The 24,187-nt window shown below is 72.1% G+C and carries 24 protein-coding genes; 8 read left to right on the forward strand and 16 right to left on the reverse strand.

Annotated features, from left to right (window positions below):
- The first annotated feature begins 28 nt into the window (after nucleotides 1–28).
- Nucleotides 29–967 carry a ribokinase gene (locus ABZS61_RS11290; RefSeq protein ID WP_356417949.1) on the forward strand — a complete coding sequence of 313 codons (939 nt, stop codon included), beginning with the start codon at nucleotides 29–31 and terminating at the stop codon, nucleotides 965–967.
- Nucleotides 964–1,353 (forward strand): D-ribose pyranase, encoded by a 390-nt coding sequence (gene rbsD / locus ABZS61_RS11295; protein WP_356417951.1) that lies wholly within the window; start codon nucleotides 964–966, stop codon nucleotides 1,351–1,353. Before ABZS61_RS11290 ends, rbsD begins: the two co-directional genes overlap by 4 nt.
- Nucleotides 1,354–1,362: 9 nt before the next feature.
- On the opposite strand, the gene ABZS61_RS11300 is transcribed toward rbsD, so the two are convergent.
- Entirely contained in the window at nucleotides 1,363–2,400 is a 1,038-nt protein-coding gene (locus ABZS61_RS11300; protein WP_356417953.1) for a questin oxidase family protein, read from the reverse strand.
- Nucleotides 2,401–2,658: 258 nt separating this feature from the next.
- On the opposite strand from ABZS61_RS11300, the gene ABZS61_RS11305 reads away from it, so the two are divergent.
- From ABZS61_RS11305 to ABZS61_RS11315, 3 genes are all read left to right on the forward strand, one after another.
- The gene (locus ABZS61_RS11305; protein ID WP_356417955.1) at nucleotides 2,659–4,071 is read left to right on the forward strand and encodes a hypothetical protein; all 1,413 of its coding nucleotides are present in this window, start codon (nucleotides 2,659–2,661) and stop codon (nucleotides 4,069–4,071) included.
- A 121-nt stretch (nucleotides 4,072–4,192) separates the two neighbouring features.
- Entirely contained in the window at nucleotides 4,193–5,455 is a 1,263-nt protein-coding gene (locus ABZS61_RS11310; protein WP_356417957.1) for a MoxR family ATPase, read from the forward strand.
- Nucleotides 5,452–6,696 (forward strand): VWA-like domain-containing protein, encoded by a 1,245-nt coding sequence (locus tag ABZS61_RS11315; protein ID WP_356417959.1) that lies wholly within the window; start codon nucleotides 5,452–5,454, stop codon nucleotides 6,694–6,696. The genes ABZS61_RS11310 and ABZS61_RS11315 overlap by 4 nt, the downstream gene beginning before the upstream one ends.
- An 18-nt stretch (nucleotides 6,697–6,714) precedes the next feature.
- Here ABZS61_RS11315 and ABZS61_RS11320 read toward each other — a convergent pair whose 3' ends face one another.
- Nucleotides 6,715–7,062, reverse strand: coding sequence for a hypothetical protein (locus tag ABZS61_RS11320; protein WP_356417961.1), 348 nt, complete (start codon nucleotides 7,060–7,062; stop codon nucleotides 6,715–6,717).
- 165 nt (nucleotides 7,063–7,227) lie between these two features.
- Between ABZS61_RS11320 and ABZS61_RS11325 the strand changes: the two genes are divergently transcribed.
- Nucleotides 7,228–8,829, forward strand: coding sequence for a hypothetical protein (locus tag ABZS61_RS11325; RefSeq protein ID WP_356417963.1), 1,602 nt, complete (start codon nucleotides 7,228–7,230; stop codon nucleotides 8,827–8,829).
- On the opposite strand, the gene aac(3) is transcribed toward ABZS61_RS11325, so the two are convergent.
- Complete coding sequence (gene aac(3), locus ABZS61_RS11330; RefSeq protein WP_356417965.1) at nucleotides 8,754–9,608, reverse strand: aminoglycoside 3-N-acetyltransferase; 855 nt, start codon at nucleotides 9,606–9,608, stop codon at nucleotides 8,754–8,756. The two genes, ABZS61_RS11325 and aac(3), sit on opposite strands and share 76 nt — an antisense overlap.
- Before the next feature lie 224 nt (nucleotides 9,609–9,832).
- Here aac(3) and ABZS61_RS11335 point away from each other — a divergent pair, with 224 nt between their 5' ends.
- Nucleotides 9,833–10,249, forward strand: coding sequence for a VOC family protein (locus ABZS61_RS11335; RefSeq protein WP_356417967.1), 417 nt, complete (start codon nucleotides 9,833–9,835; stop codon nucleotides 10,247–10,249).
- Between the two features lie 130 nt (nucleotides 10,250–10,379).
- Here the strand turns inward: ABZS61_RS11335 and ABZS61_RS11340 are convergent, their stop codons facing one another.
- The 9 genes from ABZS61_RS11340 to ABZS61_RS11380 all read right to left on the reverse strand — a co-directional run bounded on the left by ABZS61_RS11340 (nucleotide 10,380) and on the right by ABZS61_RS11380 (nucleotide 18,813).
- A complete protein-coding gene (locus ABZS61_RS11340; RefSeq protein ID WP_356417969.1) occupies nucleotides 10,380–11,171 on the reverse strand; it encodes an N-formylglutamate amidohydrolase in 792 nt (263 codons plus the stop codon).
- Between the two features lie 111 nt (nucleotides 11,172–11,282).
- Nucleotides 11,283–12,263, reverse strand: a complete 981-nt coding sequence (sph, locus tag ABZS61_RS11345; protein ID WP_356417971.1) for a sphingomyelin phosphodiesterase — start codon at nucleotides 12,261–12,263, stop codon at nucleotides 11,283–11,285.
- A gap of 164 nt (nucleotides 12,264–12,427) precedes the next feature.
- Nucleotides 12,428–13,042: a class F sortase gene (locus tag ABZS61_RS11350; protein WP_356417973.1), complete on the reverse strand. Its 615-nt coding sequence runs from the start codon at nucleotides 13,040–13,042 to the stop codon at nucleotides 12,428–12,430.
- Nucleotides 13,043–13,123: 81 nt separating this feature from the next.
- Nucleotides 13,124–13,486, reverse strand: coding sequence for an LPXTG cell wall anchor domain-containing protein (locus ABZS61_RS11355; RefSeq protein ID WP_356417975.1), 363 nt, complete (start codon nucleotides 13,484–13,486; stop codon nucleotides 13,124–13,126).
- A gap of 117 nt (nucleotides 13,487–13,603) precedes the next feature.
- The gene (locus ABZS61_RS11360) at nucleotides 13,604–15,595 is read right to left on the reverse strand and encodes a HAMP domain-containing sensor histidine kinase (protein ID WP_356417977.1); all 1,992 of its coding nucleotides are present in this window, start codon (nucleotides 15,593–15,595) and stop codon (nucleotides 13,604–13,606) included.
- A complete protein-coding gene (locus ABZS61_RS11365) occupies nucleotides 15,579–16,304 on the reverse strand; it encodes a response regulator transcription factor (RefSeq protein WP_356418439.1) in 726 nt (241 codons plus the stop codon). Before ABZS61_RS11365 ends, ABZS61_RS11360 begins: the two co-directional genes overlap by 17 nt.
- 298 nt (nucleotides 16,305–16,602) lie before the next feature.
- Complete coding sequence (locus ABZS61_RS11370; protein ID WP_356417979.1) at nucleotides 16,603–17,091, reverse strand: GtrA family protein; 489 nt, start codon at nucleotides 17,089–17,091, stop codon at nucleotides 16,603–16,605.
- A gap of 273 nt (nucleotides 17,092–17,364) precedes the next feature.
- Complete coding sequence (locus ABZS61_RS11375) at nucleotides 17,365–17,613, reverse strand: hypothetical protein (RefSeq protein ID WP_356417981.1); 249 nt, start codon at nucleotides 17,611–17,613, stop codon at nucleotides 17,365–17,367.
- 102 nt (nucleotides 17,614–17,715) lie between these two features.
- The gene (locus ABZS61_RS11380; protein WP_356417983.1) at nucleotides 17,716–18,813 is read right to left on the reverse strand and encodes an ATP-grasp domain-containing protein; all 1,098 of its coding nucleotides are present in this window, start codon (nucleotides 18,811–18,813) and stop codon (nucleotides 17,716–17,718) included.
- 379 nt (nucleotides 18,814–19,192) lie between these two features.
- Between ABZS61_RS11380 and ABZS61_RS11385 the strand changes: the two genes are divergently transcribed.
- Nucleotides 19,193–20,269, forward strand: coding sequence for an alpha/beta hydrolase (locus tag ABZS61_RS11385; protein ID WP_356417985.1), 1,077 nt, complete (start codon nucleotides 19,193–19,195; stop codon nucleotides 20,267–20,269).
- A 49-nt stretch (nucleotides 20,270–20,318) separates the two neighbouring features.
- On the opposite strand, the gene ABZS61_RS11390 is transcribed toward ABZS61_RS11385, so the two are convergent.
- Genes ABZS61_RS11390 through ABZS61_RS11405 form a run of 4 tightly spaced genes read right to left on the reverse strand, consistent with a single transcriptional unit; the run spans nucleotide 20,319 to nucleotide 24,166 of the window.
- Entirely contained in the window at nucleotides 20,319–21,746 is a 1,428-nt protein-coding gene (locus ABZS61_RS11390) for an NAD(P)/FAD-dependent oxidoreductase (protein ID WP_356417987.1), read from the reverse strand.
- On the reverse strand, nucleotides 21,746–22,036 hold the full coding sequence (locus tag ABZS61_RS11395) for a (2Fe-2S)-binding protein (protein WP_356417989.1): 291 nt from the start codon (nucleotides 22,034–22,036) through the stop codon (nucleotides 21,746–21,748). The genes ABZS61_RS11390 and ABZS61_RS11395 overlap by 1 nt, the downstream gene beginning before the upstream one ends.
- Entirely contained in the window at nucleotides 22,033–23,235 is a 1,203-nt protein-coding gene (locus tag ABZS61_RS11400) for an FAD-binding oxidoreductase (protein ID WP_356417991.1), read from the reverse strand. The genes ABZS61_RS11395 and ABZS61_RS11400 overlap by 4 nt, the downstream gene beginning before the upstream one ends.
- Nucleotides 23,228–24,166 carry a dihydrodipicolinate synthase family protein gene (locus tag ABZS61_RS11405; RefSeq protein ID WP_356417993.1) on the reverse strand — a complete coding sequence of 313 codons (939 nt, stop codon included), beginning with the start codon at nucleotides 24,164–24,166 and terminating at the stop codon, nucleotides 23,228–23,230. Before ABZS61_RS11405 ends, ABZS61_RS11400 begins: the two co-directional genes overlap by 8 nt.
- Nucleotides 24,167–24,187: the final 21 nt, after the last annotated feature.

Here is a 24,187-nt window from a genome sequence, read left to right on the forward strand (position 1 = left end):
CGCAGGCCCAAGAAAGGCAGCACCACAGATGTACGAGAACGAGGACTCCGCCCCCGTCAGGTACGACCTCCTGGTCGTCGGCTCGGCCAACGCCGACCTGGTGATCGGCGTCGACCGCCGCCCCGCACCCGGGGAGACGGTGCTCGGCTCCGACCTCGCTGTCCACCCGGGCGGCAAGGGGGCCAACCAGGCCGTCGCCGCAGCCCGCCTCGGCGCGCGTACGGCGCTGCTGGCCCGGGTCGGCGACGACGCCCACGGCCGCCTCCTGCTGGAATCGCAGCAGGACGCGGGGGTCGAAACCGGCGGAGTCCTCGTCGGCGGGGCGCCCACCGGGGTCGCCCTGATCACGGTCGACCCCTCGGGCGACAACAGCATCGTCGTCTCCCCGGGGGCCAACGCACGGCTGACCCCCGAGGACATCAAGGCGGCCGGCCCCCTGTTCCGTGCGGCCCGGGTCGTGTCCGTACAACTGGAGGTCCCCCTGGAAACGGTCGCCGAGGCGGCACGTTCCCTCGCCCCCGGAAGCCGTCTCGTCCTCAACCCCTCCCCGCCCGCACCCCTGCCCGAGGACGTACTGACGGCCTGCGACCCGCTCGTGGTCAACGAGCACGAGGCGCGGTACATCCTCGGCATCCTCGGCGACACGGCGGGCCCCGCCCCCGAGGACTGGACGCGGACCCTGCTCACGCACGGCCCGCGCTCGGTCGTCGTCACGCTGGGCGCGGCGGGCGCCCTGGTCGCCGACGGCCGTACGGCCGACTGCGTCCGCGTACCGAGCCCAGAGGTCGACGCGGTCGACACCACCGGCGCGGGCGACGCGTTCACGGCCGCGCTGGCCTGGCGCCTCGGCCTCGGCGAGGATCTCGCGGCGGCTGCCGCGTTCGCCGTCCGGGTGGGGGCGGCCGCTGTCACAGGGCAGGGCGCGCAGGCGTCCTTCCCGACCGCCGCTGAGGTCGCCGCGCTGTGAAGAAGTCGGGCATCCTCAACCGTCATCTCGCGGGGGCCCTCGCTGAGTTGGGCCACGGGGACGGCGTGCTGGTCTGCGATGCGGGCATGCCGATCCCGTCGGGCCCCCGCGTCGTCGACCTGGCCTTCCGGGCCGGTGTCCCGTCGTTCGCCGACGTGCTCGACGGGCTGCTGGACGAGCTCGTGGTGGAAGGCGCGACGGTCGCGGAGGAGGTACGCGACGCGAACCCGGAGGCAGCCCGCCTGCTGACCGCCCGCCTCCCGGCTCTCATCCACGTCCCGCACGACGAGCTCAAGGCCCTCTCGGTAAAGGCCCGGCTGGTGGTCCGGACGGGAGAGGCCCGGCCCTACGCGAACGTGCTGCTGCGGTGCGGGGTCTTCTTCTGAGGGGACGGATCACCACCGCCCGGCCGGCGGTTCGCTCAGCTCGATCGACCGCAGGGCCGCCGCCAGGGCCTGCTCGTCGCCGACGTCGAGAGCCGTGTCGGTCAGCTTGATGACGTGTTCGTCGCCGTGCGCCACGGCCCGTTCGAAGACCTCTTCGGGTGTGAAGGTGCCCGGCGGGCCGTACGCGACCGGCGCGTCGGGCGCGTACATGGCGGTCACCGCGGCAGATGCCGTCCAGGCAGCCCGCAGGCTCGGTACCCACAGGACACGCGGAAGTGCGGGAAGGGTACGCAGTACGGCATTGGGGGCCGTCGCCGCGTGGACCAGCATCGTCGCCTGGCCGTGCCCGTGCGTGGCGTACCGGTGGGTGGCGGCGCGCACGAGTTCGGTGAGGCGGCGGTGCGCCTCGTCCGGGTCCGTGACCGTTGCCGCCCACACCGGCAGCCCCGTGACGCGGCGGAGCCGCGCGGGGAAGCCGCCGTCCCGTTCGGCGATCGGGGCCACCGCGTCGAGGGCGGCCGCCGCGCTGCCCTTGCCGGGCAGCGGGGCGACACCCGCGACGGGGTGGAAGCGGGCGGCCCAGTAGCCGAGGCCGTGGGCGAGCTCGGCCAGCCGCGGCCCGGTGACCCCACCCGCCGCGGTGCTCTCGGCGACCAGGAGCGTGCGCACGGCGTGGCCCACCCGGATCACCGGGTGCGTCGAACCGCCGTACATGCCCGGCAGGAGACGGGGCCACCACTCGGTGAGTACGTCACGCCAGGAGCGGTCGGCGATCTCGCGGCCGAAGTGGTCGATCCAGTCGGCGGCCCGGCGCGAATCGCCCAGCGCTGAATGCCAGTTGCCGGCCGTGACGGCCTCGACCCGGGAAGGGAACTCCTCGAGATTGGGTGTGTACAGGTCGAGCCACCTGTGCACAGACCCGGACCGACCGTGCGCGGCCAGGGCCTCGACGGCCATCGGCGCGTGGTTGGTGAGCCGCCCGAGCCGCTCAGGCCCCGAACCGTGCAGCCGTTGGAGCGCCTCGTCGAGAATGCCTGTCGTATCCATGGCAAGGACGCTAGGGACATCACGTACGTGGCGTAACAGGCTGAGGGCGTAGGACCACCGGCCGATGGACGTACGACTTGGGGCGATGCCCGTACGCACGTCGGCCGAGGGCCCCCGCAGCCGGGTGACGCGGAGCGTGTGCGCACGGCCGAGGACGGAAATGTCTGGCAGCCCTGCGCGGAGGGCGCTAGGCTGCCCCGCGATGAAGACCTACTCCATGCACAGATTGGGGGACCCGTCCGCGCAAGGTGAGTGCTGATGCTCACTCAGACCGCGAATGGGGAATCCCTCCCGTCCTTCTGGCTGCGCGTGCGCGAGTTCGCCGTGCCGCCCTCCACGATCGAGACTGCGACTGCCCGCCGTCGTGCCGGGGACTGGGCAGGGGCGTGCGCCGCCGCAGGCGTCGACGTCGATCTCGACCTACGGTCCGTGGCACGTCTCCACGGTCAGGAACTCGCGGCCCGGATCCGGGCCGACCTCCGTCATCTGGCACCTGACCTGCTGCGCTGGCACATGCCGAGGATCGGCCCGCACGGCCTGCTGCGCCCGGGCGTGACGATCGCTCTGGCCCGGTACGAGGCCGCGCCGAACGACGGCGTTCGACCGCTGCACCTCGTGGTCCGGACCCCGCCGGCCTGGGCGGACGCGGGCCAGCGGATGAGCCTCGCGCTGTGGGACGGATCCCACGCCGGTGCGGGCGCCCGCCGCCATCCGCATCCTCACCCGAACCGGCGGTTCCGCCTCGACCTGCACCGCCACCTGTGGGACGCGCGCAGAACCGGCGAGCTGGCGATCCGGTCCGGGGCCGGCCGGCACCCCCTCCGCCGTCCCGCGGGGGACCCGGACGGCCTGGAGCTCGTGCCGCAGGGGGGCGCCTGCGCCGTCGACCGGTGGGCGGACGAGGCCGGGGTGCTGCTCCACGCCGAGGGGCGGACGTCCGGAACAGTCGCCGTGCGCCTCGGGAGCCGGCACCGGCTCCACCTGCACGTTCTCGCGGAGGGGGACGCGGATGCGGACGGTCCCGGCCCGCCCTCCCTGCGGATCGCGGAAGCAGCGGCCGATGACGGCGCCCCGGCTCCACCCGTCCTTCCGGACGCGGCGACCTGGGTACTGCCCGACCTCGAACTCCTGCGTACCGGCGCGGTCGAGGCCGACCGGCTGCACCCGCTGGTCGTCGCGGCACTCGTACCGGACCACATGCCGGCCGGCCCGTCGCCGACCCCGAACACGGCAGGACAGCCACGGCTCGTGGACTGCCGCGGCGCTCAGCACCGGATCGGCCTGGTGGACGGGGTACTGGTGCCGCTGGACCACGACCCGGTCGAGATCCGCCGGGAGGAACTGCTGGTCGCACTGACCGGCACTCCGCTTCCCTGCCTGCGGGCCATCGACGAGGCGCACCGACATCCGGACTGCCTCACCGGCGTCCGGGAACGGCTGGACCACGGCGACATCACCGGTGCGCTGGCCGTCGTCGAAGGCCTGCTGGGTCCTGGCGCGGTGCTGCGCAGCGGCGCCCTGCGGGACGAACTGGAGGCGGCCGCCCGACGGCGGATCACCTACGGCCTGTTCAGGGCGGACCTCATCGGGCCGGGCCCGGTCCGCTACCGCCCTGACCACGTGCTTCTCCGCGACCCACGCTCGCGCTCGCGTCACCTGACCCCCCGCTGACCCCGGGCCCCGTCCCGGCGCCCCGCGCCGTCCTTCGTCATCGCCGCGCCCATCCACGCCCGTCCTTCCTCGGCCCGCCGTCCTTCGTCGCGCCCCCTGCGAACCCGAAAGGTGATCACACATGTCCACATGCACGCCGCCCGTCACGAACGGCACTCCCTCCGACCGAGCCCGCCTCTCCCAACTCGCCGTCGCCGACGGGCTGATGGCCCTGCTGCGCGACACCACCACCGAAGCCCGTCCCGACGAACAGCTCGAAGCACTGACGCTGGCCGTGGCAGCCGACCTGCCCGTACTCCTGTGGGGTGAGCCCGGGATCGGGAAGACCGCGGCCATCACCCAACTCGCCGCCTCCCTGGACCTGCCGCTGACCACGGTCATCGCCAGCGTCCACGAACCGTCCGACTTCTCGGGGCTGCCCATCGTCGGCGACGACCCCGCGGCGAACGGTGTCCCGATGGCCCCGCCGGACTGGGCGGTGCGCCTCGTACGGGCCGGCCGGGGGCTGCTGTTCCTGGACGAGTTGTCCACCGCGCCGCCGGCCGTTCAGGCCGCCCTGCTCCGCCTCGTGCTCGAACGGCGGATCGGCGCCCTGCAACTGCCGCCGGGTGTCCGTATCGTGGCCGCCGCGAACCCGCGGTCCTCCGCTGCCGACGGCTGGGAACTGAGCCCGCCGCTGGCCAACCGGTTCGTCCACCTCCAGTGGCACCACGACCACGAGGTCGTGGTGCGCGGCCTCGGCGGCACATGGCCCCGCGCCACACTGCCGCAGCTCGACCCCGGGAGGCTTCCGGATGCCGTGGACTTCGCCCGCCGCGCGGTGTGCGGGCTCCTCGCCGCCCGCCCCAAGCTCGTGCACCAGCTGCCCAGCAGCGAAACGCGCCGCGGCGGCCCCTGGCCCTCGCCCCGCAGCTGGGACATGACCCTGTGCCTGATCGCCTTCGCGACCGCGGCGGGCTCCTCCCGCGACGTACTGTCCCTGCTGGTCAGGGGTGCGGTCGGGGACGGACCGGGCCTGGAGCTGCTGGCGAGCCTGGACCGGATGGACCTCCCCGACCCCGAGGAACTCCTCGCCGACCCGGCGGGTGCCGTCCTCCCCGAGCGGGGCGATCTGCGTCAGGCCGTGCTCGACGGTGTGGTGGCGGCGGTCCGCAACCGCCCCGAACGCTCCCGCTGGGATGCGGCGTGGGCGCTCCTCGTCCGGGCGCTGGAGACCGGAGCCCCGGACCTGGTGGTGGTGCCCGCGACCACACTGGCCTCGCTGCGGCAGGAGAACTGGGACGTCCCGGCGTCGATCGAACGGCTCGCCGGAGTGGTGTCCATGTCCCGGCGCGCGGACCACGCCGCTGCCCGGGCCGCAGTCGCCACGAAGGCCCGCCGATGAATCCGGGAGCCACGGGGGCTCTGGACCTCGACAAGCTCTTCGCCGCCCGGCTGCACGCCGCCCGGGCCCGCCCCTACCTGGCGACCGCGCTGTTCGCCCTGCACACCGTGGAGTCGCGGCGGGTGCCCACGATGGCCGTCGACCGGTACTGGCGCTGCTACGTCTCACCGGGGTTCGTGGCGCGCACGTCGGAGGAGGAACTGGCCGGGGTATGGGTGCACGAGGTGTCGCACCTGCTGCGCGACCACCACGGGCGCAGCGACCGGGTGGCGCGGGAACGGGGGCTGACCGGGCCCGGCGAACGGCTGCGGATGAACATCGCCGCCGACTGCGAGATCAACGACGACGCATTCGGTGACGGGCTGGTCCAGCCCGAAGGTGCTGTCCGGCCAGGGACCTTGGGGCTTTCCGAGGGCCGGCTCATGGAGGACTACCTCCGCCAGTTCCGCCTCGGGCCGTACACCGAGGGCCTCGCCTGGCTGGACTGCGGCAGCGGCGCCGACGGGCTGGAGAGGGGGTGGGACCTGGGACCGGACGGGGGGCACGGCCTCAGCGCACAGGAACGGGACGCGGTGCGGTTCAGGGTGGCGCAGGGCATCACGGGCCGTCCGGGGCGCACCCCGCAGGGGTGGCAGCGGTGGGCGGAGGAGGCGTTCCACCCGCCGCAGCCGTGGCGGGAGTTGCTCGGCGCGGCTGTCCGTTCGGCAGCGTCAGGCGCGGGAGCGGGGGAGGACTACACCTACGGCCGCCCGTCACGCCGCTCGGCCGGAATGCCCGGCGTCGTCCTGCCGAGCCTCCGGCGCAAGCCGCCCCGGGTCTCCGTGGTCATCGACACCTCCGGATCGGTCAGTGACGCCGAACTGGGCAGCGCGCTCCTCGAAGTTGCCGCGATCTCCCGTGCCGTGGGAGGGCGCCGCGACCTGGTCAGTGTTCTGCCCTGCGACGCGTCGGCCCGGGTCGTCCACCCGCTGTGCCGTGCGGAGGGGATCCCGCTGGTCGGTGGTGGCGGCACGGACCTGCGTACAGGCTTCGCGAAGGCGCTGCGGACGCAGCCCCGGCCCGACGTCATCGTGGTGCTGACCGACGGGCAGACACCCTGGCCGAGTGCGCAACCGGCGTGCCGGACGGTGGTCGGCCTGTTCCCCCGGCGGGACGCGGGCGACGGAGGATGGGACGAGGACGATCCCGACTACGTCCCGGACTCGCCGCCCGAGTGGGCCCGAGTCGTCGACATCGGGTAGCCGCCCGTGGTCACCGCCTCATGCCCGTGCGTCCACGGGACCGAGATCCAGCGGCGGGGAGGGAAGCCCGAGGCGGCCGGCGATGATCCGCACCGTGCGGGCGCCGTCGGCGTTGAAGCCGGGGTCGGTGTCGTACGGGGTGCCCCGGCCGACGATCCTCGCCTCCAGCAGCTCGCGTACGGACATGTCGGCCGTGCCTCCGGAACGCCGTGACTCACGTCGCCCGCCGAGGTTGAAGTTCGTCTGCTCGGACCCGCCGCGACTGTGGACGAACTGGAGTGGGTGTTCCGGGCAGTGAAGGACCATGTAGTTCTGCCCATGCGGGCACATGCAGGGGGCGGTGGACGCCAGGAACACGCTGTCCACGCGACCCTCATGGCTTCCCAGGTCCGCATGGTGGAAGCCGGTGATGTCGCGCGCCGGCCGGCCCCGGTTGCTGTGCAACGGCGCGCCCCGGTGGTCCGAATCCCCGCTTCGAGCAGGGTGTCCCCTGTTGCGTTTGCGTGTATCTGTCGCGATAGGGGAGCAGTTATGCAGGAGTGTCGGCCGCCGCGCTCGATGCCGAGGGCCGAACCCCTTCAGCTCCGCAGCCCCACCTCCCGGCCGCTGCCGTGGCTGATCACGGTCGCCGTGGTCTTCCTCGTCGTTCAACTGGCCGTCGTCGTACCGGGGTCGGGACTGGCCTGGGACGAGACCGTCTACGTCAGCCAGGTCGGCGGCAACGCCCCGCCCGCGTTCTTCAGCGCACCCCGTGCGCGCGGCATCTCCTACCTCGTCGCTCCGGCCGCCGCCCTCACCACCTCCACGACCGCGCTGCGGATCTACCTCGCCCTGCTCTCCGCCGCCGCGATGGTCATCGCCCTGTGGGTCTGGCGCAAGGTGCTTCCCGGGCCCGTACTCGTGGGCGCGGGCGCACTGTTCGCCGGACTGTGGCCCACCCTGTTCTACGGCCCGATGGCCATGCCGAATCTCTGGTGCGCGCTGGGAGCCCTGGCCGCTGCCGGCTGGGTCGTGAGAGCCGTGGGCGGCGCCGGTGGGCGCGCGGACATCATCGGGGCCGGGGCAGCCGTGGCCCTGGTCGCACTGATGCGCCCCGCCGACGGGGTCTGGCTGACGCTGCCGTTGGCCGCGGTGGCGGTCCTGGTGCCCGGCCGGCGCCGCCCCGACCTGTGCGCCGCGCTCGTCGTGGGACTCCTGGTGGGCTTCGCACCCTGGGTCGTCGAGGCGTACGCACACCACGGCGGCGTACGTGCCCGTCTGCACCGGGCCAGCGAGATCCAGGGAGGCCTGGGATGGAACATGGCGGTGGACGACCAGGTGCGATCCCTGGAAGGGCGAACCCTCTGCCGTCCCTGCGACATTCCGTGGAAGCGCCCGGGAACGGCTCTGTGGTGGGCGGTAGTTCCCTTCCTCGCCCTTGGGGGAACAGTCGTGGCGCGCCGGGCCGGCCGAGGCACCGCAGCCCTGGTGGCGACAGCGGTCGCGGGCTCGGTGGCCGTCCCGTACCTGTTCCTCATCGAGTACTCCGCACCCAGGTTCCTCCTCCCGGCCTACGCGTTGCTGGCCGTTCCCGTGGCCGAGTGCGTCATCCACCTGTTCACGCGGGCGCGGAACGCCCGGCGGCCGGCGGGCACGGTGTTCCTGGCCCTGGTCCTCGCAGGTCACCTCGCCGTCCAGCTGCAGGTCCTCAGCCGGGTGTCGGCCAGCAGCCACTCAACGAGCGCGGACTACGCGGCCGTCGCCGGTGCGCTGAACCGGCTCGGGGTCCGTCCACCGTGCGTGGTCAGCGGGGAGCAAGCCGTCCCCATCGCGTACTACGCCGGCTGCTCCTCGCGTCAGACCAGCGGGCACGATACGAGCATCACGCCCGGGGCCATCGGGGCAGCCGCACGACGGACACCGGTGGCCGTCCTCGTGACGGGCAGTGCCGAACCGCCCGCCTATGCCCGTGCGTGGCGTTCCGTCCCCTTGCCGCACACGCGGGGCGCCGGGCCGTACCGGGGTTTCCTGCCGTGGACGGACACCGCTCCGGGCGAGGCTGTCGCGGGACGGCCGGGCTACGGGGTTCCCCCCAGCCTCTCCTCGATCCACGTGACACCGAAGCCCACGACCTCGACGGCCTCGAACAGGTAGCTGGTCGCCGCGCCGACCTTGCCCGTGCGGCCGATTCCGGCGGCCAGCATGTCCTCGACGACGGCCTTGAACGGATCCTTGCCCCGGGACACGACGGAGGAGTAGTCGAAGGCGCCGTGCTCCGAGTCGATGTCGCGGAACCGCCGCCAGGTCCGCCGCCCGTCGACGCGGATCGGCTGCTCGTAGTCCACGAACCGCTTGCCCGGTGCCTCGGCGAGCGCCTCGGCGTGGTGCAGGAGCGTGAGGGTGTCCAGTGGGGCACCCAGGAGAAGGACCCGGCCGCCCAGGGCGACCAGTTTCGCCAACGGGCTGCCGGGGCCGTGCGGGTGGTCCCAGGGGTGGTCGGCCATCAGCGCCGGAGCGGCGGCACCGAGCGCGGCGAAGCTCGCGTCGGGGTGGCGGCTGCGGACGGCGCCCGGCCGCCGGCGCAGCGCCTCCGGCAGACGGCCGACATCGTGGTCCGCCTCGCTCAGTTCGGGGTCGTACGCCGGATGCTCCGCGCGCACGGCGTCCTGCCACGCCTGAGGCCAGTCGGTGAATCCGTAGGGCGGGGCGTCGTTCCAGCCGCAGGTCACCATCAGGGTCCCGCGGTCCCCGACGACGTCGTCGAGCGCGTCGATGACCGTCTGAGGGCCGCCCGCCACGTATCCGATGGCGGACATCCGCGTGTGGAACATCACGACGTCGCCGCCGGTGAGACCGAGCGTGGTCAGATCCTCGGCGAGCCGACCACGGGTGACGGGGCCGTCTGCACGCCGGAGTGAGGCCGAGTCGTCCATGCACGCGAAGATATCCGCCGCCCGGCAGGTGTGGGGAGGGACGCGCTAGGATCGGCCACGTGACTGCCGGGTCGGCCATGGGCCACGTACGAGAGAGGCGCCCGGCCTTGGCATGACCGCGTGGCGGGCGCGAGCCCCGCCCTCCCTCCGTGTCGTCGTCCGTCCGGTGCCCGCATGTGGCGCCGTCGTCCCAACGGAACCCACGAACCGGAGAGTTGCCACAGATGTGCAGCCAGTACACACCCGAGCAGGGTGTCACCACCGTCCAGCTCGACCACACCGCCGTGTACGCCACGGACCGGCACCTGTCGGCCGAGTTCATGGCCGCGATCCTGGGGCTGGAGGTGGGCCGCCAGTTCGGCCCGTTCCTGCCCGTCGACCTCGGCAACGGCGTGACGCTCGACTACTACGAGAAGCGGGACGAGCCGATCCAGGGGCAGCACTACGCGTTCCTCGTGCCCGACGCGCGGTTCGACGCCATGATCGGCCGCCTCGAGAAGCTGGGCGTCACCTATTACGCGGACCCCGCCCACACCGAACCCGGCCACATCAACCGGTTGTTCGGCGGCCGCGGCGCGTACTTCGACGACCCGGACGGCCACAACATGGAGATCATGACCCGGCCCTACGCGCGGCCGTAGGGGACCGCGGGCCGAGTCCCTCGCTCCGACGCCGGAGGTAGGGCTCGGCGCCGTGGAGCGGACCCCTCGCACGACGCCCGGCGCAGGGCGGTCGCCCACCCGTCCCGCGCCCGGGGTTCGTCAGGTACTGCTAGAAGCCGTCCACCAGCTCGGCCAGCGCGGTCGCCAACGCCGTCAGCCCCGGCCCCGCAGGGCCTCCCGGCTCGGTCATGTACTGATCGCGGCGGATCTCGATCATCAGGGCGCTGACCCGGCGGTCCTTCCCGTAGTGCTTCAGCGGCACATAGGTACCCGGGAACGGGCTGTCGAGCCCCGTGCCCCCGAACCCGGCGAACGCCGCCCCGGCCCCGGCCAGCAGGCCGGGCGGTGTGTGGAAACTGTCGGTGCCCAGGCAGATCGGGGGGCGCGGGCCGGCGCCGTGCAGTTCGTACGGGAGCGCCGTGCTCGGGTAGGAGTGGACGTCGATGACGACCGCACGCCCCGTGGCGGCCAGCCGTTCGTCAACCGCCTCCGTCATCGCTCGTGCGTACGGATGGAAGTAGCGGTCGAGCAGTGGCTGCGGGTCCACGCCGGGCGCGCGGAGGGGCTCGCGGAAGGTGGTGTGCGTATAGACCGCGCCCATGCCGACGGCCAGCATCTCCTCCCGGTCGTCCGGGAACCGCTCGGGGTCGACGACCAGCCGCGACAGATCGTTGACGAACTGCCACGGTGCCTTAGCGCAGGCTTCGCCGGCCAGGGCGGCGAGCGAGGCGGTGTGCGCGTCCGTGATGTGGTCGAGCTCCCGCTCCAGGGCTCCGTCGTCCAACAGGATTCCGTCGCGTACGTGAGCGGGGACGGCTCGGGAGGAGTGGGGGACGTGGAGCAGCACCGGTGATCCGGCGGCGCCCGGGACGAGTCGGAACGGCTGGGACTCAGGGGTCAAGAGGGCGGTCCTTCGGGATACGGGAGGTCGGGCCGGGCGGGTGGGGGCCGCACGCGGTGCACCCTCCACCGCGTGCGGCCCCCACCACCTGTCCGATTGTCCCGTGTGCACCTACCGGCCGGACGCGACCACCGGATAGTGGTCGGAGAGGTTCGTGTACGTGTAGTCCGTACCCCAACTGCTCACCGTCCAGGGTGCGCTGTGCTCCTTGACCACGTCGTTCGTCCATCCGGACGGTTTCGCGTGGCCCGCGCGGTGCAGGACGTGGTCCAAGTCCTCGCGGGGGTCGTCGGGGTAGCGCTCGGCGGCGATCGAGTTGTCCTGGGTGTCGAACGAGTACGGGTGTCCGGTACGGGCGTCCGGGCCCGCCAGCCCGCCGTCTGTGAGCATCGACGCGTATTCGGGGGAGTGCGAGTCGACATTGAAGTCGCCTGCCACGATGACCTGTTCGGATGCGGGGATCTTCTTCGCGTCGAGGAACGCGTCGATCTGTCTGAACTGCAGGCTGCGCATCCGGGCGGCCTCGCCCGCCCCGCATCCGGGGTCGGTCGACTGCGCATGGGTCCCGACCACGTGCACGCGGGCGCCGTTGACGTTCAACTCGGCGTATGCGAAGCCCTTGTTGGACCACCAGTCGCTCCCGCAGGCGTCCTTGTAGACGTGCTGCTCCTTGCGGACGATCGGCCACCTGCTCAGCACGGTGACGCCGCCGTCCTCCGGGGTCAACGCCGAGTAGGCCCCGCTCGTCGCGTCCCAGCCGCTCTTGCTCCGTCCCACCACCGGTGTCCGGTACGGGTACTGGGCGGAGGCGTTCTGGAGCAGGGCGTCGGACGCGGCGTTGTCGAACGCCTCCTGGAGCACGACGACGTCGTTGCCCTGGAAGAAGGCCGTCCGCGGTATCTCCTGGGCCCGGTGGTCCTGGCCCCAGTTCGGGTACAGGGTCTTGCTGAAGAGGAACGTGTTGTACGTGAGAACGCGCAGCGACGGGGTGTCCGCCGCCGATGCCTGCGGGGCGTTGAGTGCGAGCGTGGCTGCGGCGAGCGCGGCGGCCAGAGTCGCGCCGGAGATACGGCGGATCGCGTTGTGCGGCACAGGCTCTCCTGGTGTGGGGTTCGGAGCGGTGACGCCCATCAAACCAGGGGGAGTTACTCGTGGGTAGAGGCGGGATGTACGGCGCCTTGCGGCAGCGGTACGAACGGTTCGCGACGAGGGACGGGCTCAGGCCCGAGGGGTGTCTGCAGTGCTCGCCGTTCCGGTCAACTGAGGGTGGCGTAGACGATGAGGTTGTCCACCGGGTGCCCCTCGGCGTCGAACGAGCCGTCGCACGTGATGAGCCGGAGCACGCGGCCGCCGGTCTCTCCGTAGACCTTCTCGCTGGGGAAGGCGCTCTTGCTGACGGTCTCGGTGCCCGTGACCCTGAAGTGCGCCTGCTCGCCCAGCCCGTTGAGGATCGTGATGTCCGCGCCCTCGGCGATCTTCCTCAGGTCATGGAAGACGGCCCTGCCGAACCGGGTGTCGTTGTGGCCGATGACCACGGCGGCGCCCGGCTCCCCGGGAACGGCCCCTCCCGCGTACCAGCCCGCCGTCATGCCCTTCTCCGCGGGCGGCACCTCCACGGTGCCGTCCCCGTTGAGTCCCAGCCGCATCAGCTCACTCGTCACCCCGATCGATGGGATGGAGATCTGCGCGGGAGCCGGTGCGTTCGGGGGTTCCGGAGTGTTCGGTGGTTCCGACGCCCCGGAGACCGACGTGACCACGGCGTGCGGCTGCGCCGCAGTGGAGGACGAGCAGCCGGCGAGCGGGACCAGGATCAGCACGGCGGCGGACGAGGTCAAGAAGGCTCGGCGGAAGGCGTGCACGGTACGGGGCATGGTGGCTCCGGGCATAGAGGATCAGGTGGAACACCAGGTGGCGCCGCCCCGCCGTGCGAGGCGGCGCCACCCGGTGGCAGGTCAGCCGTTGCGGTGTGCGGCGGAGCGGCGGCGCAGCACGAACGCGCCGGCACCGGCCAGCAGGGCCGCCCCCGCCGCCGAGCCGTACAACGCGGTGTTGCCGCCCGTATCCGTGGCCGCACGCTCACCGGCGGCGACGCCGCCCCGGGGCGTCACCCTGCTCCTGGACTCCTCGGCCGGCGCCGGCGCCGCGGAGGGCTCGGCCCCTTCGGGAGCCGGGCTGGGAGTGGCGGTGCGCTCGGCGGCGGTCCGCGCCGGCTTGGGCGTGGCGTCGTCCGCGACGGCGGCGGCCGACGGGACGAGGACCGTGCCCGCCACGACGGCGGTGAGGACTGCGTTGCGCAGGGTCGAACGAGGGGACATGTGAAGAACTCCGATTCCAGCTCGGCCTTGGTGGGGCCCGCACGCGGATGCGCATCGGGCGCCGGGCATGCCGACAGACTGGAGTGAAGTTATGAGGAAGCTGTCAGGGCGCTGTGTTCATCGCATCAGGGCCGAGTCCGCGGGTTCAGGGACCGCCGGGGGCAGCCGCAGAGTGAAGACCGATCCCTCACCCACCGTGCTGACCACGTCGGCCGTCCCGCCATGTGCTTCGGCGAGCTTGCGGACGATGGCCAGGCCCAGCCCACTGCCTCCGGTGCGTCGGCTGCGGGACTTCTCGGCGCGCCAGAAGCGGTCGAAGACGTACCGCAGATCCTCCGGCGGGATGCCGCTGCCGGTGTCGGCGACCTCCAGCGCCACCCACTCCTCCTCCCCGGACCCCATCGCGTACGCGCGCAGGGTCACCCGCCCGCCCGCCGGGGTGTGGCGTACTGCGTTGGAGACCAGGTTGCCCACGGCCTGCCGCAGCCGCACCGGGTCGGCCGTGAGCGCCGGCAGCCGTGCCCCGGCGGTCGAGGCGGCCACCGCCAGACCGACCTCCGCCGCGTCGGCCTGGGCCTGGTGGGCCGCGGCGACATGGGCGAGCAGTTCCTCGATCCGTACCGGCTCGGGGTGCAGGCGCAGTACCCCCGCATCCGCCGCCGACAGGTCCTGGAGATCGTCGATGATGTGCTGGAGCTGCACCGCCTCCTCCAGGAGCGAGGAGATGAACGTGGCGTCGGGCTCGGCGATCCCGTCCTGCGCGCCCTCCAGCCAGCCGCGGATATTGCTGAGCGGGGTACGCAGCTCGTGGGCGACGTCGCTGACCATCACCTTGCGCTGCTCCTCCAGCCGTGCACGGTGCGCGGACATGTCGTTGAAGGCGGCGGCCAGCCGGCCGATCTCGTTGTCGGCCGCGACCACCACGGGTGCCGAGTCCTCGCCGTCGCGCATCCGCTGGGCAGCTCCCGTCAGCGCGTGCAGCGGCCGTACGAGCCGGGCCCCCGCGAGCACGGAGGCGCCCACGGTGAGCGCGAGGACGAGCGCCGCGACGCCCGTGATCCTGGCCGTGTTCGCCGGCGACAGGTCGAATGCGGGAACGGCGCCGCCGCCGGGGTCGCTGATGAACAGCAGTGCGGGCGGGGCGACATAAGAACTGAGCTGTTCCCGGCGTGCGACGCCGACGCACGAGGCGATGGCCCGGTCGTTCTCGCTGGTGAGGGCCGTGGGCGAGGCGGACGGGGCCACCCGGGCCTCACGGGGGGCGCTGCTCGGCGCCGGGGTCGGCACGGCGGTTTCCGAGACCGGGAGGGGCTCGCCCGCCGTGTCCCAGGAGAGGTCGAGGCCGAGCTGGACGGGCTCGCGGCTCTGCCGGCTCAGACAGGCGTTGGCCAGCCGGCTCAGAGCACTGAGCGCCTTCTCCTCGGTCGGGGTCGGGCGGTCCAGAGCTTCCGTCGTGCAGCGGGTGCCCTGCAAACGGTCGGGATCGTTGCCCACGTCCTGGATACGGGTCCGCCCGCTCGGCCCCTCCACGACGTCCGAGGCGATACCGGACCGGTTGAGGCACGTGGCAACCTCTTCGGCGGTGCGTCGCAGCGACGCACGCTCGGCGTCGGGCAGGCGGAACGGTCCGACGGCACGGGGGTCGACACGGTCGCTGCGGGACTTCGTCCCCACGCCGGTCGTCACGGATCCGGCCCCGGACGCCAGGGCCGCGTCCACGGACATGGGATCCACGACCGCCGATGCCTGGGGCGGCAGGGCCGGCGGGGGAGGGGAACCGTCGGCGGAGTCGGCGAGGATCCCCCGGCTCTGCGTGGTCAGCGTGATCCGCCGGCCCGAGTCGTCGGCCAGCTCGCGCACGGTGGCCCGGACTCCGTCCCAGGTGGGGTGCGCCGCCGCGTAACCGAGCAGGGTGTCGTGGATACGGGTGTCGGCGGTGAGGTTCTGACCCTGCTCCTGCTCGATCGCGCCGGACGTGGTCTGCACGGCCAGCCACGCGGTCGCGGCGACCGAACAGGCCGCGACGAGCGCGGACACGGCCAGCAGACGGCCCAGCAGGCTCTTGCGGAGCGGCAGCCGGTGCCGGTCGTTCTCACCGGCCCTGCGCACGCGAGGCACCCTTCACCGGATCCGTCAGCTTGTAGCCGACGCCGAAGACGGTGAGCAGCCGGACCGGTCGGCGGGGTGTGTGCTCGATCTTCTTCCGCAGGTTCATGATGTGCACGTCGACGGTGCGACCGCTGATGTACCGGTCGAACCCGTGCAGTTCCGCCAGCAGTTGCTCCCGTGTGAAGACGCGGTCGGGTTCGGCGGCCATCGCGGCGAGCAGCCGGAACTCGCCCGGCGTGCACTCGACCCGCACCCCGTCGGCAGCCACTTCGTGACGTACGGGATCGACGGCGAGGGCCCCCACCCGCAGCACCCCCCCCTCGCCGGGCCCGCCTTCGCCCGGATCCGCGCCGCGCCGGGTGCGCCGCAGGAGCGTACGCACCCGGGCCATCAGCTCGCGCGGACTGTACGGCTTGGTCATGTAGTCGTCCGCACCCAGGTCGAGCCCGAGCAGCAGATCATCCTCCGTCGCCCGTGCGGTCAGCATGAGGACCGCCAACTCCCTTTCCTCGGCGCGCAGTACGCGAATGACGTCCAGGCCGTCCGCCCTGGGCATCATCACGTCGAGGACGAGCAGGTCCGGCGTGCCCTGCCGGACCTGCTCGAGCGCCGCGAGACCGTCCGCCACCACCGTGACCGCGTGCCCTTCGCGTTCGAGGTAGCGGCGTACGAGTTCGGCCTGCTTCGCGTCGTCTTCCGCGACTATCACATGTGCGCACACGCGGTCGATCGTAGAGGAGCCCTGTGCACGGCTTCCCTCACCGGCCGAGCAGGTCGACGGCCTCCCGGAAGCCGGCGAGCGCCTCGCCGTACCGCTTCCCCGCGATCAGCAGGATCGACCGATCTGTCAGGGCCCGGGCGAGCGGGGCGCGGCCCTGCCCAACAAGGTGTGTGGGCAGTGCTGTTCGTCCTACGAGAACACGGCCTGACCTGTCATGACGGGTATGTCATCGCTCCTCGGGAAGGTGGCGGCGAGGCAGCGGTGGGCGAGACACTTTCGTGGGGCGTCACGCGGCCATGGCCACGGAGGTCCTGCCGAGGGCGGCATCGTTCGCGGGCGACGCGGACTGGGCGAAGACGACGACCCGCAGCAACGCGAAGCGCCCCACCCCGGCCAACGCGGAGGCCGACAGGTAGACACCCTGCTCGAGCAGCGCCGAGGGCGCGGAGTGCACGGCGTGCAGAACGAGCAGCGCCCCTGTGGTGAACGCGTAACTCACGGCCACCGTCAGCCCGGACTGCAGGTGGACGCCCCAACCCCTGCGGTCGCTTCGGAACGAGACCCGGCTGTGCAGCTCGGTCGCTATCACGGTCGAGACGACGGTGACGATCGCGTTGGCGACCATCATCGGCATCGACCCGCTGAGCAGCACGAGCACCCCGCTGGAGGCGATCCCCACGCCGCCGCCGCAGACGACGAACCGCACGAAGGCCGCGACGAGCGAGCGGGCTGTGCGCGTCGGCCGATCGTCGGGTCGGGGCGAGGGGGCGGTCACGGGGATCCTCCGGAGGGGTGCTGGGACGGTGCTTCGATTCCACCTCAGAATCTAGGGACAGCGCGTCATCCGAACGACCCGGGTGGTCCCCGACTTCGGTGGGGGGTATCCCCCAGTGGTCCCTGGGAGATACCCCCCAGTCGGTGGCGCGACGGCGGAATGGATCACTGGTCCCACGGTGCGGCGGCAGGGTGGAATCAGGGTCGAGAAACCCTTGTGCGGGGCTGGGCCGGAACCGGTCACCAAGGACCTGGAACACCCCGACGGCGGCCGCTAAGGGTGATCGTCGCAGGGCACGAACCTGCTCAGCCGGTAAGTGGTCGGCTGGACCGAACGCCCGCACAGGGTGTCGAGGCGAAGCATCGACAGGTCGACCTCCCGCCCAGCCCGGACACGACGTACGTACGCCCGCCAGTCGGCCTCGTCCTGGGTCTCGAAGACGACCTCCCAGCGCCCTGCACGTCCGGATTCCGCCGCAGCCCGCCCGGCGGCCTCCCGCTTGCGCTTCCGCTGTCCCGGCATGCGCCCCAGCCTGGCGAATCGCCCCCGCGCAGGCAAGGCAATTTATGCGAGGGCGGCGTCGAGCCGCGGACGCCGGCCTCCCGGGGTGCCGTACGGAGCACGTCAGAGTGTCGCGGGGACTTCGCCGGCCGTCGGGAGGCCGAAGCCGGGCTCCTCCGAACGCTGACCGGGCAGTACCACCGGCCGGAGCGCACGCGGCCCCGCGATCACGGAGTAGTCCTCACCGAGGAAGCCGGGGGTCAGATCGCCGGGGTCGTTGCCGAGTGCCAGACTCACCGCCGCCCAGGGCGCGTTCAGGCCGCACTGGGACAACTGGTGCAGTCCGCCGGCCGGGCGCGTGTTCACGTCCATCAGGACGGGCCGGCCGTCGTACACACGGAACTGGATGTTCGTCAGCCAGTGCAGCCCGAACGTGTGGGCGATCAGCCGAGCGGGTTCGATCCACGAGGGGCGGAGCGTGAACCCGCGACGGCGCCCGTTCTTCGTACGCCCCACAGCCATTCGCACCCCGCCGTCCGGCCCGGTGAGACAGTCGACGGACACCTCCGGCTCGTCCAGGCGCGGCATCACGAGCCAGTCCACGGACCGTTCGCTGCGGCGCAGGGCCTCGACGATCAGGTCCAGCGGTACGTACGGGCTCGGGAAGCCACCCAGGTGGAGCAGGGAGAACGGGGCCCGGGTGACGATACGGAATCCGACCCCGCCGGCACCGGCAGCCGGCTTGAAGCAGGCCTTGCCGCCATCGGCCTCGATCGCCTCGACCGCTGCGAGCAGCTCGTCCTCGGTGCGTACCCGCCACCACGGAGGCACGGGTATTCCGGCCGCCGCGACCGTCTCGTACGCGGTCGCCTTGTCCTGGAAGAGTGCGGACGCTTCGGCGGGCGGGGCGATCAGCGTGGTACCGAGTGCGGCGAACTCCGCACGGTGCGCGGCGATCGCCGCCTGGTGAAGGACGGGAACGAAGACGTCGACGGCACGCCTGGCGCACTGGTCCAGTGCGAACTCGACATAGCCGGCGGGCGAGAGCCCCTCGGGTTCGGGCGCGGCGGTGTCGGCGGCCGCGAGAACGGGGGAGTCGGGATCCCCGTGGGTGGCATGAACCGTGACCGGCCGCTGCTCCGGATTATCTCGGAGCTGATCGATGAAGAAGACGTTCTCCGCGTACGTGCGGTTGAGCCAGATACGTACGGGAGAGACCATTCAGGCCGCCTTCCAGGGGTCGCGGACAGGGCGGCGCGTCCGGCCGTACCCGTTCGGGGAGAGGGAGACACACGGCACCACGGCCGACGAGGAGAAGTCGTCGGCGGAGGGCGTGCTGGGGCGATCATAGGGTGCACCGGCGCCCGCAACTGCTACGCGCGTGTTACGGCTTCCCGCCCCGGCCACCGACGCCGCTCCCGCACGCGCCCGCCACTTCGACCGCTGCCTGAAACGTCCCGGAAACCGCCTGGGATCCGGAGCTTTCTACGCTCGCTCAGGAATCGTCCGAGCAGAAGACCGTCTGATGAAGACCGGGACTTGTCAGAGAAGCGACCGCCCGATCCGGACACTGTCCGATCGGAGGAACCGGAGGCGATCCATGGCCGGCGCACCCCACCCCGAACCAAGAATGTCCCTGGCCCCGCCCCCCGTCCCCGTGAGCCGTCTGCACCCCGTCGCGGAACGGGGCGAACAGGACAGTCCGCTGCACCACCGCGTGATTCACGGGTACCGCCGCGCGTACCGGATGGCGGGTTCGGGCCCCGCGATCCTGCTCATCCACGGCATCGGCGACTCCTCGGCGACCTGGGCCGACCTGATCCCCGACCTGGCCCGCAACCACACGGTGATCGCCCCGGACCTCCTCGGCCACGGCGCCTCGGACAAGCCCAGGGCGGACTACTCGGTGGCCGCCTACGCGAACGGGATCAGGGACCTCCTGGGCGTCCTCGGCATCGAACGCGCCACCCTGGTCGGCCACTCCCTCGGCGGGGGTGTGGCCATGCAGTTCGCGTACCAGTACCCCGAGCGCACCGACCGCCTGATCCTCGTGAGTGCCGGCGGGGTGGGACGCGAGGTCAACCCGGCCTTGCGGGCGGTGTCCCTGCCGGGCGCCGACCTGCTCCTGTCCACGCTGCGCCTGCCCGGCATGCGCGGCCAGGTCGGCCTCTTCACCCGGCTGATCAGACTGCTCGACACCGACCTGGGCCAGGACGCCGAAGAGCTGCTCCACCTCGTGGACGCACTCCCCGACGCCACGTCCCGCAGCGCCTTCATCAGCACGCTGCGGGCGGTGGTCGACTGGCGGGGCCAGGCGGTCACCATGCTGGACCGCTGCTACCTGACCCAGGGCATGCCCACCCTGCTGCTGTGGGGATCCCGGGACAGCGTGGTCCCCGTCGAGCATGCCTACGGAGCCCACGCGGCCATGCCCGGCAGCCGCCTGGAGATCTTCGAGGGCGCGGGCCACTTCCCGTTCCACGCCGACCCGGTCCGCTTCCGCACCCTGGTCGAGGACTTCATGCGCACCACGGCCGCCGCGGACTGGAGCCAGGAACGCTGGCGTGAACTCCTGCGCAGCGGCCGCCCGGGCAGCCCGGACGGTCCACCGGACGCGGCGTACGACCGTGCGGTGGACCGTACCCTGCGCGAGGCGAGCGAGCGGAGCGCCACCTGAGGCGGGTGGGGTTCGTGTGACTACCGGGTCGGTCCCACACCGATGCGGACTACTCGGCGGCCGAGTCGAGGCCTCGGAGGTCCCCGACGGGCACAGGTTTGATCGGCAGGTGGGCGGAGAAGCGTCCGCCGAGCCCGATCGGCTGCTCGCGCGCCGATGCAAGGACCGTGCCGACGCTGCTTTCGCAGTAGCGTCCCTGGCAGGGGCCCATGCCTGTGCGGCAGGAGAGCTTGATCGCGTTGATGTTGCTGACGAACGGTGACGATTCGAGGAAGTCGTCGATGGTGCCGCGCGTGACCATTTCGCATCGGCAGATCGTGGTCTCCGGCTTCGCGAGGTCTCCGAGTGCCTCGCGGACCGGTTCGAAGACGCGTTGCACCACGGTGGAGAACCGTGTGGCTTTACGGACGGTGCGTTCCGCTTCGGCGAACGCCGCGGGGGGCACGGGGCGGCCGAGGTCGGCGGCGATCCCGAGACCCGCCAGCGCGCCCTCGGCGCAGGACCGGTCGGCGCCGGCGACGCCCGTGGGCTCGCCCGCGACGAACACTCCGGGGACGGATGTCTGCCGGCGTTCGTCGTGTGCGACCACCCAGCCGCCCCGTGGCGAGTCGAAAGCGAGCTCGCATCCGATCTGGCGGGCGAGCTCCGTCGACGCGGAGAAGCCGTACCCGAGCACGAGGTGCGATGCCGCGACCTCGCGGGGCGCGCCCGTCACCCTCCACTGCCGGTCGACCCGGGCGAGTTCGACGCCGGAGACGTGTTCCGTGCCGTGGGCGGCCGTCACGATGGTCCGGGGGGAGACCCGGACGCCCTTGCGCACCAGGCGCGCCAGGATCGCGCCCGTCTCCGCGAGCATCCGGAGATGGCCGGGTACGGCGCCGAGGGCGAGGAGCATCTCCGCCGGCGTCGGCAAGCTCTGCGCGAATGCGACCTCACGCACCGGAACGCCGTTGCGGACGAGCAGGTCGGCCACGAGCAGCAGCAGCGGATGTGCCCCGGCCAGCACGACGTCGCCGACGGGGGCGATCCTCTGCGACTTGACGAGGGTCTGGACACCGCCGGCGGTCATGACGCCCGGCAGCGTCCAGCCGGGGAAGGCGACGGGGAGGTCGTAGGCGCCGGTGGCGATCAGCAGCCGCCGCGCGCCGATCATGCGAGTGCCGTGTTCCGGGTGGTTGATCGCCACCCGCAGATCGCCCGGCCCTTCGTCGTCGTGCAGCACACCGATCGCCGACCAGCCGAACTCCGTCGTCAGTCGCGGGTCTTCCTCGAACCGCCGGATGAGCTCGGTGGCCCATCCGTAGCCGGCGGTGGGGTGCAGGACGCTTCCGGTGAAGGCCTCGGGCGGCTGACGGAAGATCTGCCCGCCCGCTCGCTGCTGCTCGTCGATGACGACGACCGTCAGACCATGATCGGCTGCGGTGAGAGCCGCCGACATGCCCGCCGGACCCGCTCCGATGATCGCGACATCGAACATCACAGCCTCCCTGACGTCTCGATGACCATGCCCTCGCGCACGGGGACCAGGCAGGTGCGGGTCAGTGGCCGGCCGTCGACGGTGGCGGCGCACTCGAAGCACGTCCCCATGTTGCACAGCGGCGCCCGGGGCGCTCCGCTGCGGTCCCGTTCGAACGGGACCCCTTCGGCGAGCATGGCGCCGGCCACCGTCTCGCCCGTACAGGCGCGAACCGGTTCGCCGTCCACACCGATCGTCACGATGTCGCCACGTTCCTTCGTGGTGCGACGCCAGGCGTCGTCCGTGGTCATGAGGTGCTCCCTTCCGCAAAGCGGGCCGGGTCGTACGGTGCGAGGTCGATATCGGGTGAGCGCCCGGCGATGAGGCCGGTCAGCACCCGCGCGAAGCTCGGCCCGAGAGTGAACGCCGATCCGCCGGTGGCGACGAACACCCCGGGCGCGCCCTTGACCGCGCCGACGAGCGGAAGCTGGTCGGGCGCCACAGTGGTCGTGCCCACCCAGCTGCGCACGGCGGGGACCCTCTCCAGCGCGGGAACAGTCTTCACGGCCGCACGCGCGTTGCCGGCGATCGACTGCGGGATCAGCTGGTGCTTGCGGTCGAACGCCGGGGCGCCGTGCGCGTCCCTCATCAGTCGTGCCGGCCACCCGCCGCCGATGAGGACCGTGTTGTCGAGCGACTGCTTGAGCGACAGGCGCGCGCCTGTGTGCTGAACGAGGTGGGGGATGAACTTGGGAATCTTCGAGGTGACGGTCATCGTGAGAGCGAGGGGGACGGTGGGGAGCTCGGAGTCGAAGACCCGGCCGAGCTCCGTCGTCCACACACCGGCGGCGAGCACGACCGCGGCAGTGCGGACGGTGCGGATTCGTTCGTCCCCCGCGTGGTCCGTCTCCCGGAGGGCGACTTCCCATCCGGTCGGAACGCGACGCACGCCGACCAGACGGGAGCGTGTGATCACCGTCGCCCCGGCCGCGACGGCCGCGCGGCCGACCGCGGGAGCGGCGATACGGGCGTCAGCCTTTCCTTCCAGAGGGCTGATGTTGGCCGCGACGATGTCCTGCGAGAGGTACGGTGCGACGTCGTCGAGCTCGGCGCGACCGAGCGTGCGCACATCGAGGCCCCAGGAGCGCTCCAGCTCCGCCTTGAACTCGAGCATCCTGACCTGGTCGGCGTTCTCGGCAACCATGAGCCCGCCTGTCTGGCGCACGCCGAGTGACTCCCCGATCTCGTCCTCCAGGCGCGCCCACATCGCGGCGGCGTCGAGGTGGAGCGGCATCGCCTCCGCGGCGACGCGTGCGGCCTCCTCGCCGGCCTCGATCATCCGGTACTCGAGCTGGAAGTGCAGACTCCCGGCGTTCTGGCCCGAAGCGTGCTGGTTCACCTGATCCTTGTCGATAAGGAGTACGTGCGCACCGTCGCGGGCGGCCATCCACGCCGTGAGGCAGCCGAGCAGCCCGCCGCCGACGACGACGACGTCGTACCGCTCAGTCATCGGTGAGGGGGAGCGTGTCGATGCCGAGCTCGTGCAGGGTCACCTCGACGCGGGCGACCTCGTCCGGTGTGAGCTCGAGGAGCGGCGCCCGCACGAATCCCGCGGGGATGCCACGCAGCCGCAGCGCGGTCTTGACGATCGCCTGCTGGTTGCCGAACTGCACGCCGTAGTCGGGACGGAACCACGCGTCCATGTACACGCGGTCCTTCTTGCCCAGCTGGATCGCGCGCTCGCGGTCCCCGGCGTCGACGGCGTTCCAGAAGTCGGCCTGGTCGCGGCCGAGGATGCCGCCCGTTCCCATCAGGCCGTCGCCGTGGCCGAGTATCGCGAGGTCGGCACCGAGCGCGTTGGTGGGAAGGCCGAAGTACCGCACCTCGCCCTCCAGGGCGTACATCCCGGCGAGGAAGCTCGCGAAGTCTCCCGTCGAGTTCTTGATCGCGACGACGTTCTCGATCTGCGCGAGCTCGGTCAGCAGTTCCACGCCCATGTCCACGACGCAGCCGCGCGGCCAGTTGTACACGGTCATCGGGATGTCGGTGGCATCGCTCACCGCCCGGTAGAACGCGACGATCTCCTTGCTGTTGGGCACGATGTAGGGCGGCGGGGTGAGGAGGATGCCGTCGAGGCCCGCCGCCTCCGCCGCGCGGGCGTGGGCGATCGCCTCCTGCGGAGTGAACGCGTTGCAGGCGCCGAGGACCGGGAAGGTGCCGCTGCGGTGCTCGGCGCCCGCCGCGAACAGGTCGGCGCGCTCCTTCGTGGACAGGGAGAACCACTCGCCGCTGGTGCCGGCCAGGATCGCGCCCTGGATGCCCTCGTCGACGAGCCAGGCGACCTGCACGTGCAGCGCGTCGATGTCGAGCGAGCCCTCGCGGGTGAACGGTGTGGTGATGGCGGGGATGTAGCCGCGCCACTCGACTGTGTTGCGATCCATGGGGTGCTCCAGTGGCCGGTC

This window comes from Streptomyces sp. NPDC005566 (assembly GCF_040605575.1).
Classification (GTDB): Bacteria; Actinomycetota; Actinomycetes; order Streptomycetales; family Streptomycetaceae; genus Streptomyces.

Coding starts and splice junctions, on each gene's coding strand:
- ABZS61_RS11290 (WP_356417949.1), top strand. CDS start 29: ATGTACGAGAACGAGGACTCCGCCCCCGTCAGGTACGACCTCCTGGTC.
- ABZS61_RS11300 (WP_356417953.1), bottom strand. CDS start 2,400: ATGGATACGACAGGCATTCTCGACGAGGCGCTCCAACGGCTGCACGGT.
- ABZS61_RS11305 (WP_356417955.1), top strand. CDS start 2,659: ATGCTCACTCAGACCGCGAATGGGGAATCCCTCCCGTCCTTCTGGCTG.
- ABZS61_RS11310 (WP_356417957.1), top strand. CDS start 4,193: ATGTCCACATGCACGCCGCCCGTCACGAACGGCACTCCCTCCGACCGA.
- ABZS61_RS11315 (WP_356417959.1), top strand. CDS start 5,452: ATGAATCCGGGAGCCACGGGGGCTCTGGACCTCGACAAGCTCTTCGCC.
- ABZS61_RS11325 (WP_356417963.1), top strand. CDS start 7,228: ATGCAGGAGTGTCGGCCGCCGCGCTCGATGCCGAGGGCCGAACCCCTT.
- ABZS61_RS11335 (WP_356417967.1), top strand. CDS start 9,833: ATGTGCAGCCAGTACACACCCGAGCAGGGTGTCACCACCGTCCAGCTC.
- ABZS61_RS11350 (WP_356417973.1), bottom strand. CDS start 13,042: ATGCCCCGTACCGTGCACGCCTTCCGCCGAGCCTTCTTGACCTCGTCC.
- ABZS61_RS11355 (WP_356417975.1), bottom strand. CDS start 13,486: ATGTCCCCTCGTTCGACCCTGCGCAACGCAGTCCTCACCGCCGTCGTG.
- ABZS61_RS11375 (WP_356417981.1), bottom strand. CDS start 17,613: ATGCCGGGACAGCGGAAGCGCAAGCGGGAGGCCGCCGGGCGGGCTGCG.
- ABZS61_RS11380 (WP_356417983.1), bottom strand. CDS start 18,813: ATGGTCTCTCCCGTACGTATCTGGCTCAACCGCACGTACGCGGAGAAC.
- ABZS61_RS11385 (WP_356417985.1), top strand. CDS start 19,193: ATGGCCGGCGCACCCCACCCCGAACCAAGAATGTCCCTGGCCCCGCCC.
- ABZS61_RS11390 (WP_356417987.1), bottom strand. CDS start 21,746: ATGTTCGATGTCGCGATCATCGGAGCGGGTCCGGCGGGCATGTCGGCG.
- ABZS61_RS11395 (WP_356417989.1), bottom strand. CDS start 22,036: ATGACCACGGACGACGCCTGGCGTCGCACCACGAAGGAACGTGGCGAC.
- ABZS61_RS11400 (WP_356417991.1), bottom strand. CDS start 23,235: ATGACTGAGCGGTACGACGTCGTCGTCGTCGGCGGCGGGCTGCTCGGC.
- ABZS61_RS11405 (WP_356417993.1), bottom strand. CDS start 24,166: ATGGATCGCAACACAGTCGAGTGGCGCGGCTACATCCCCGCCATCACC.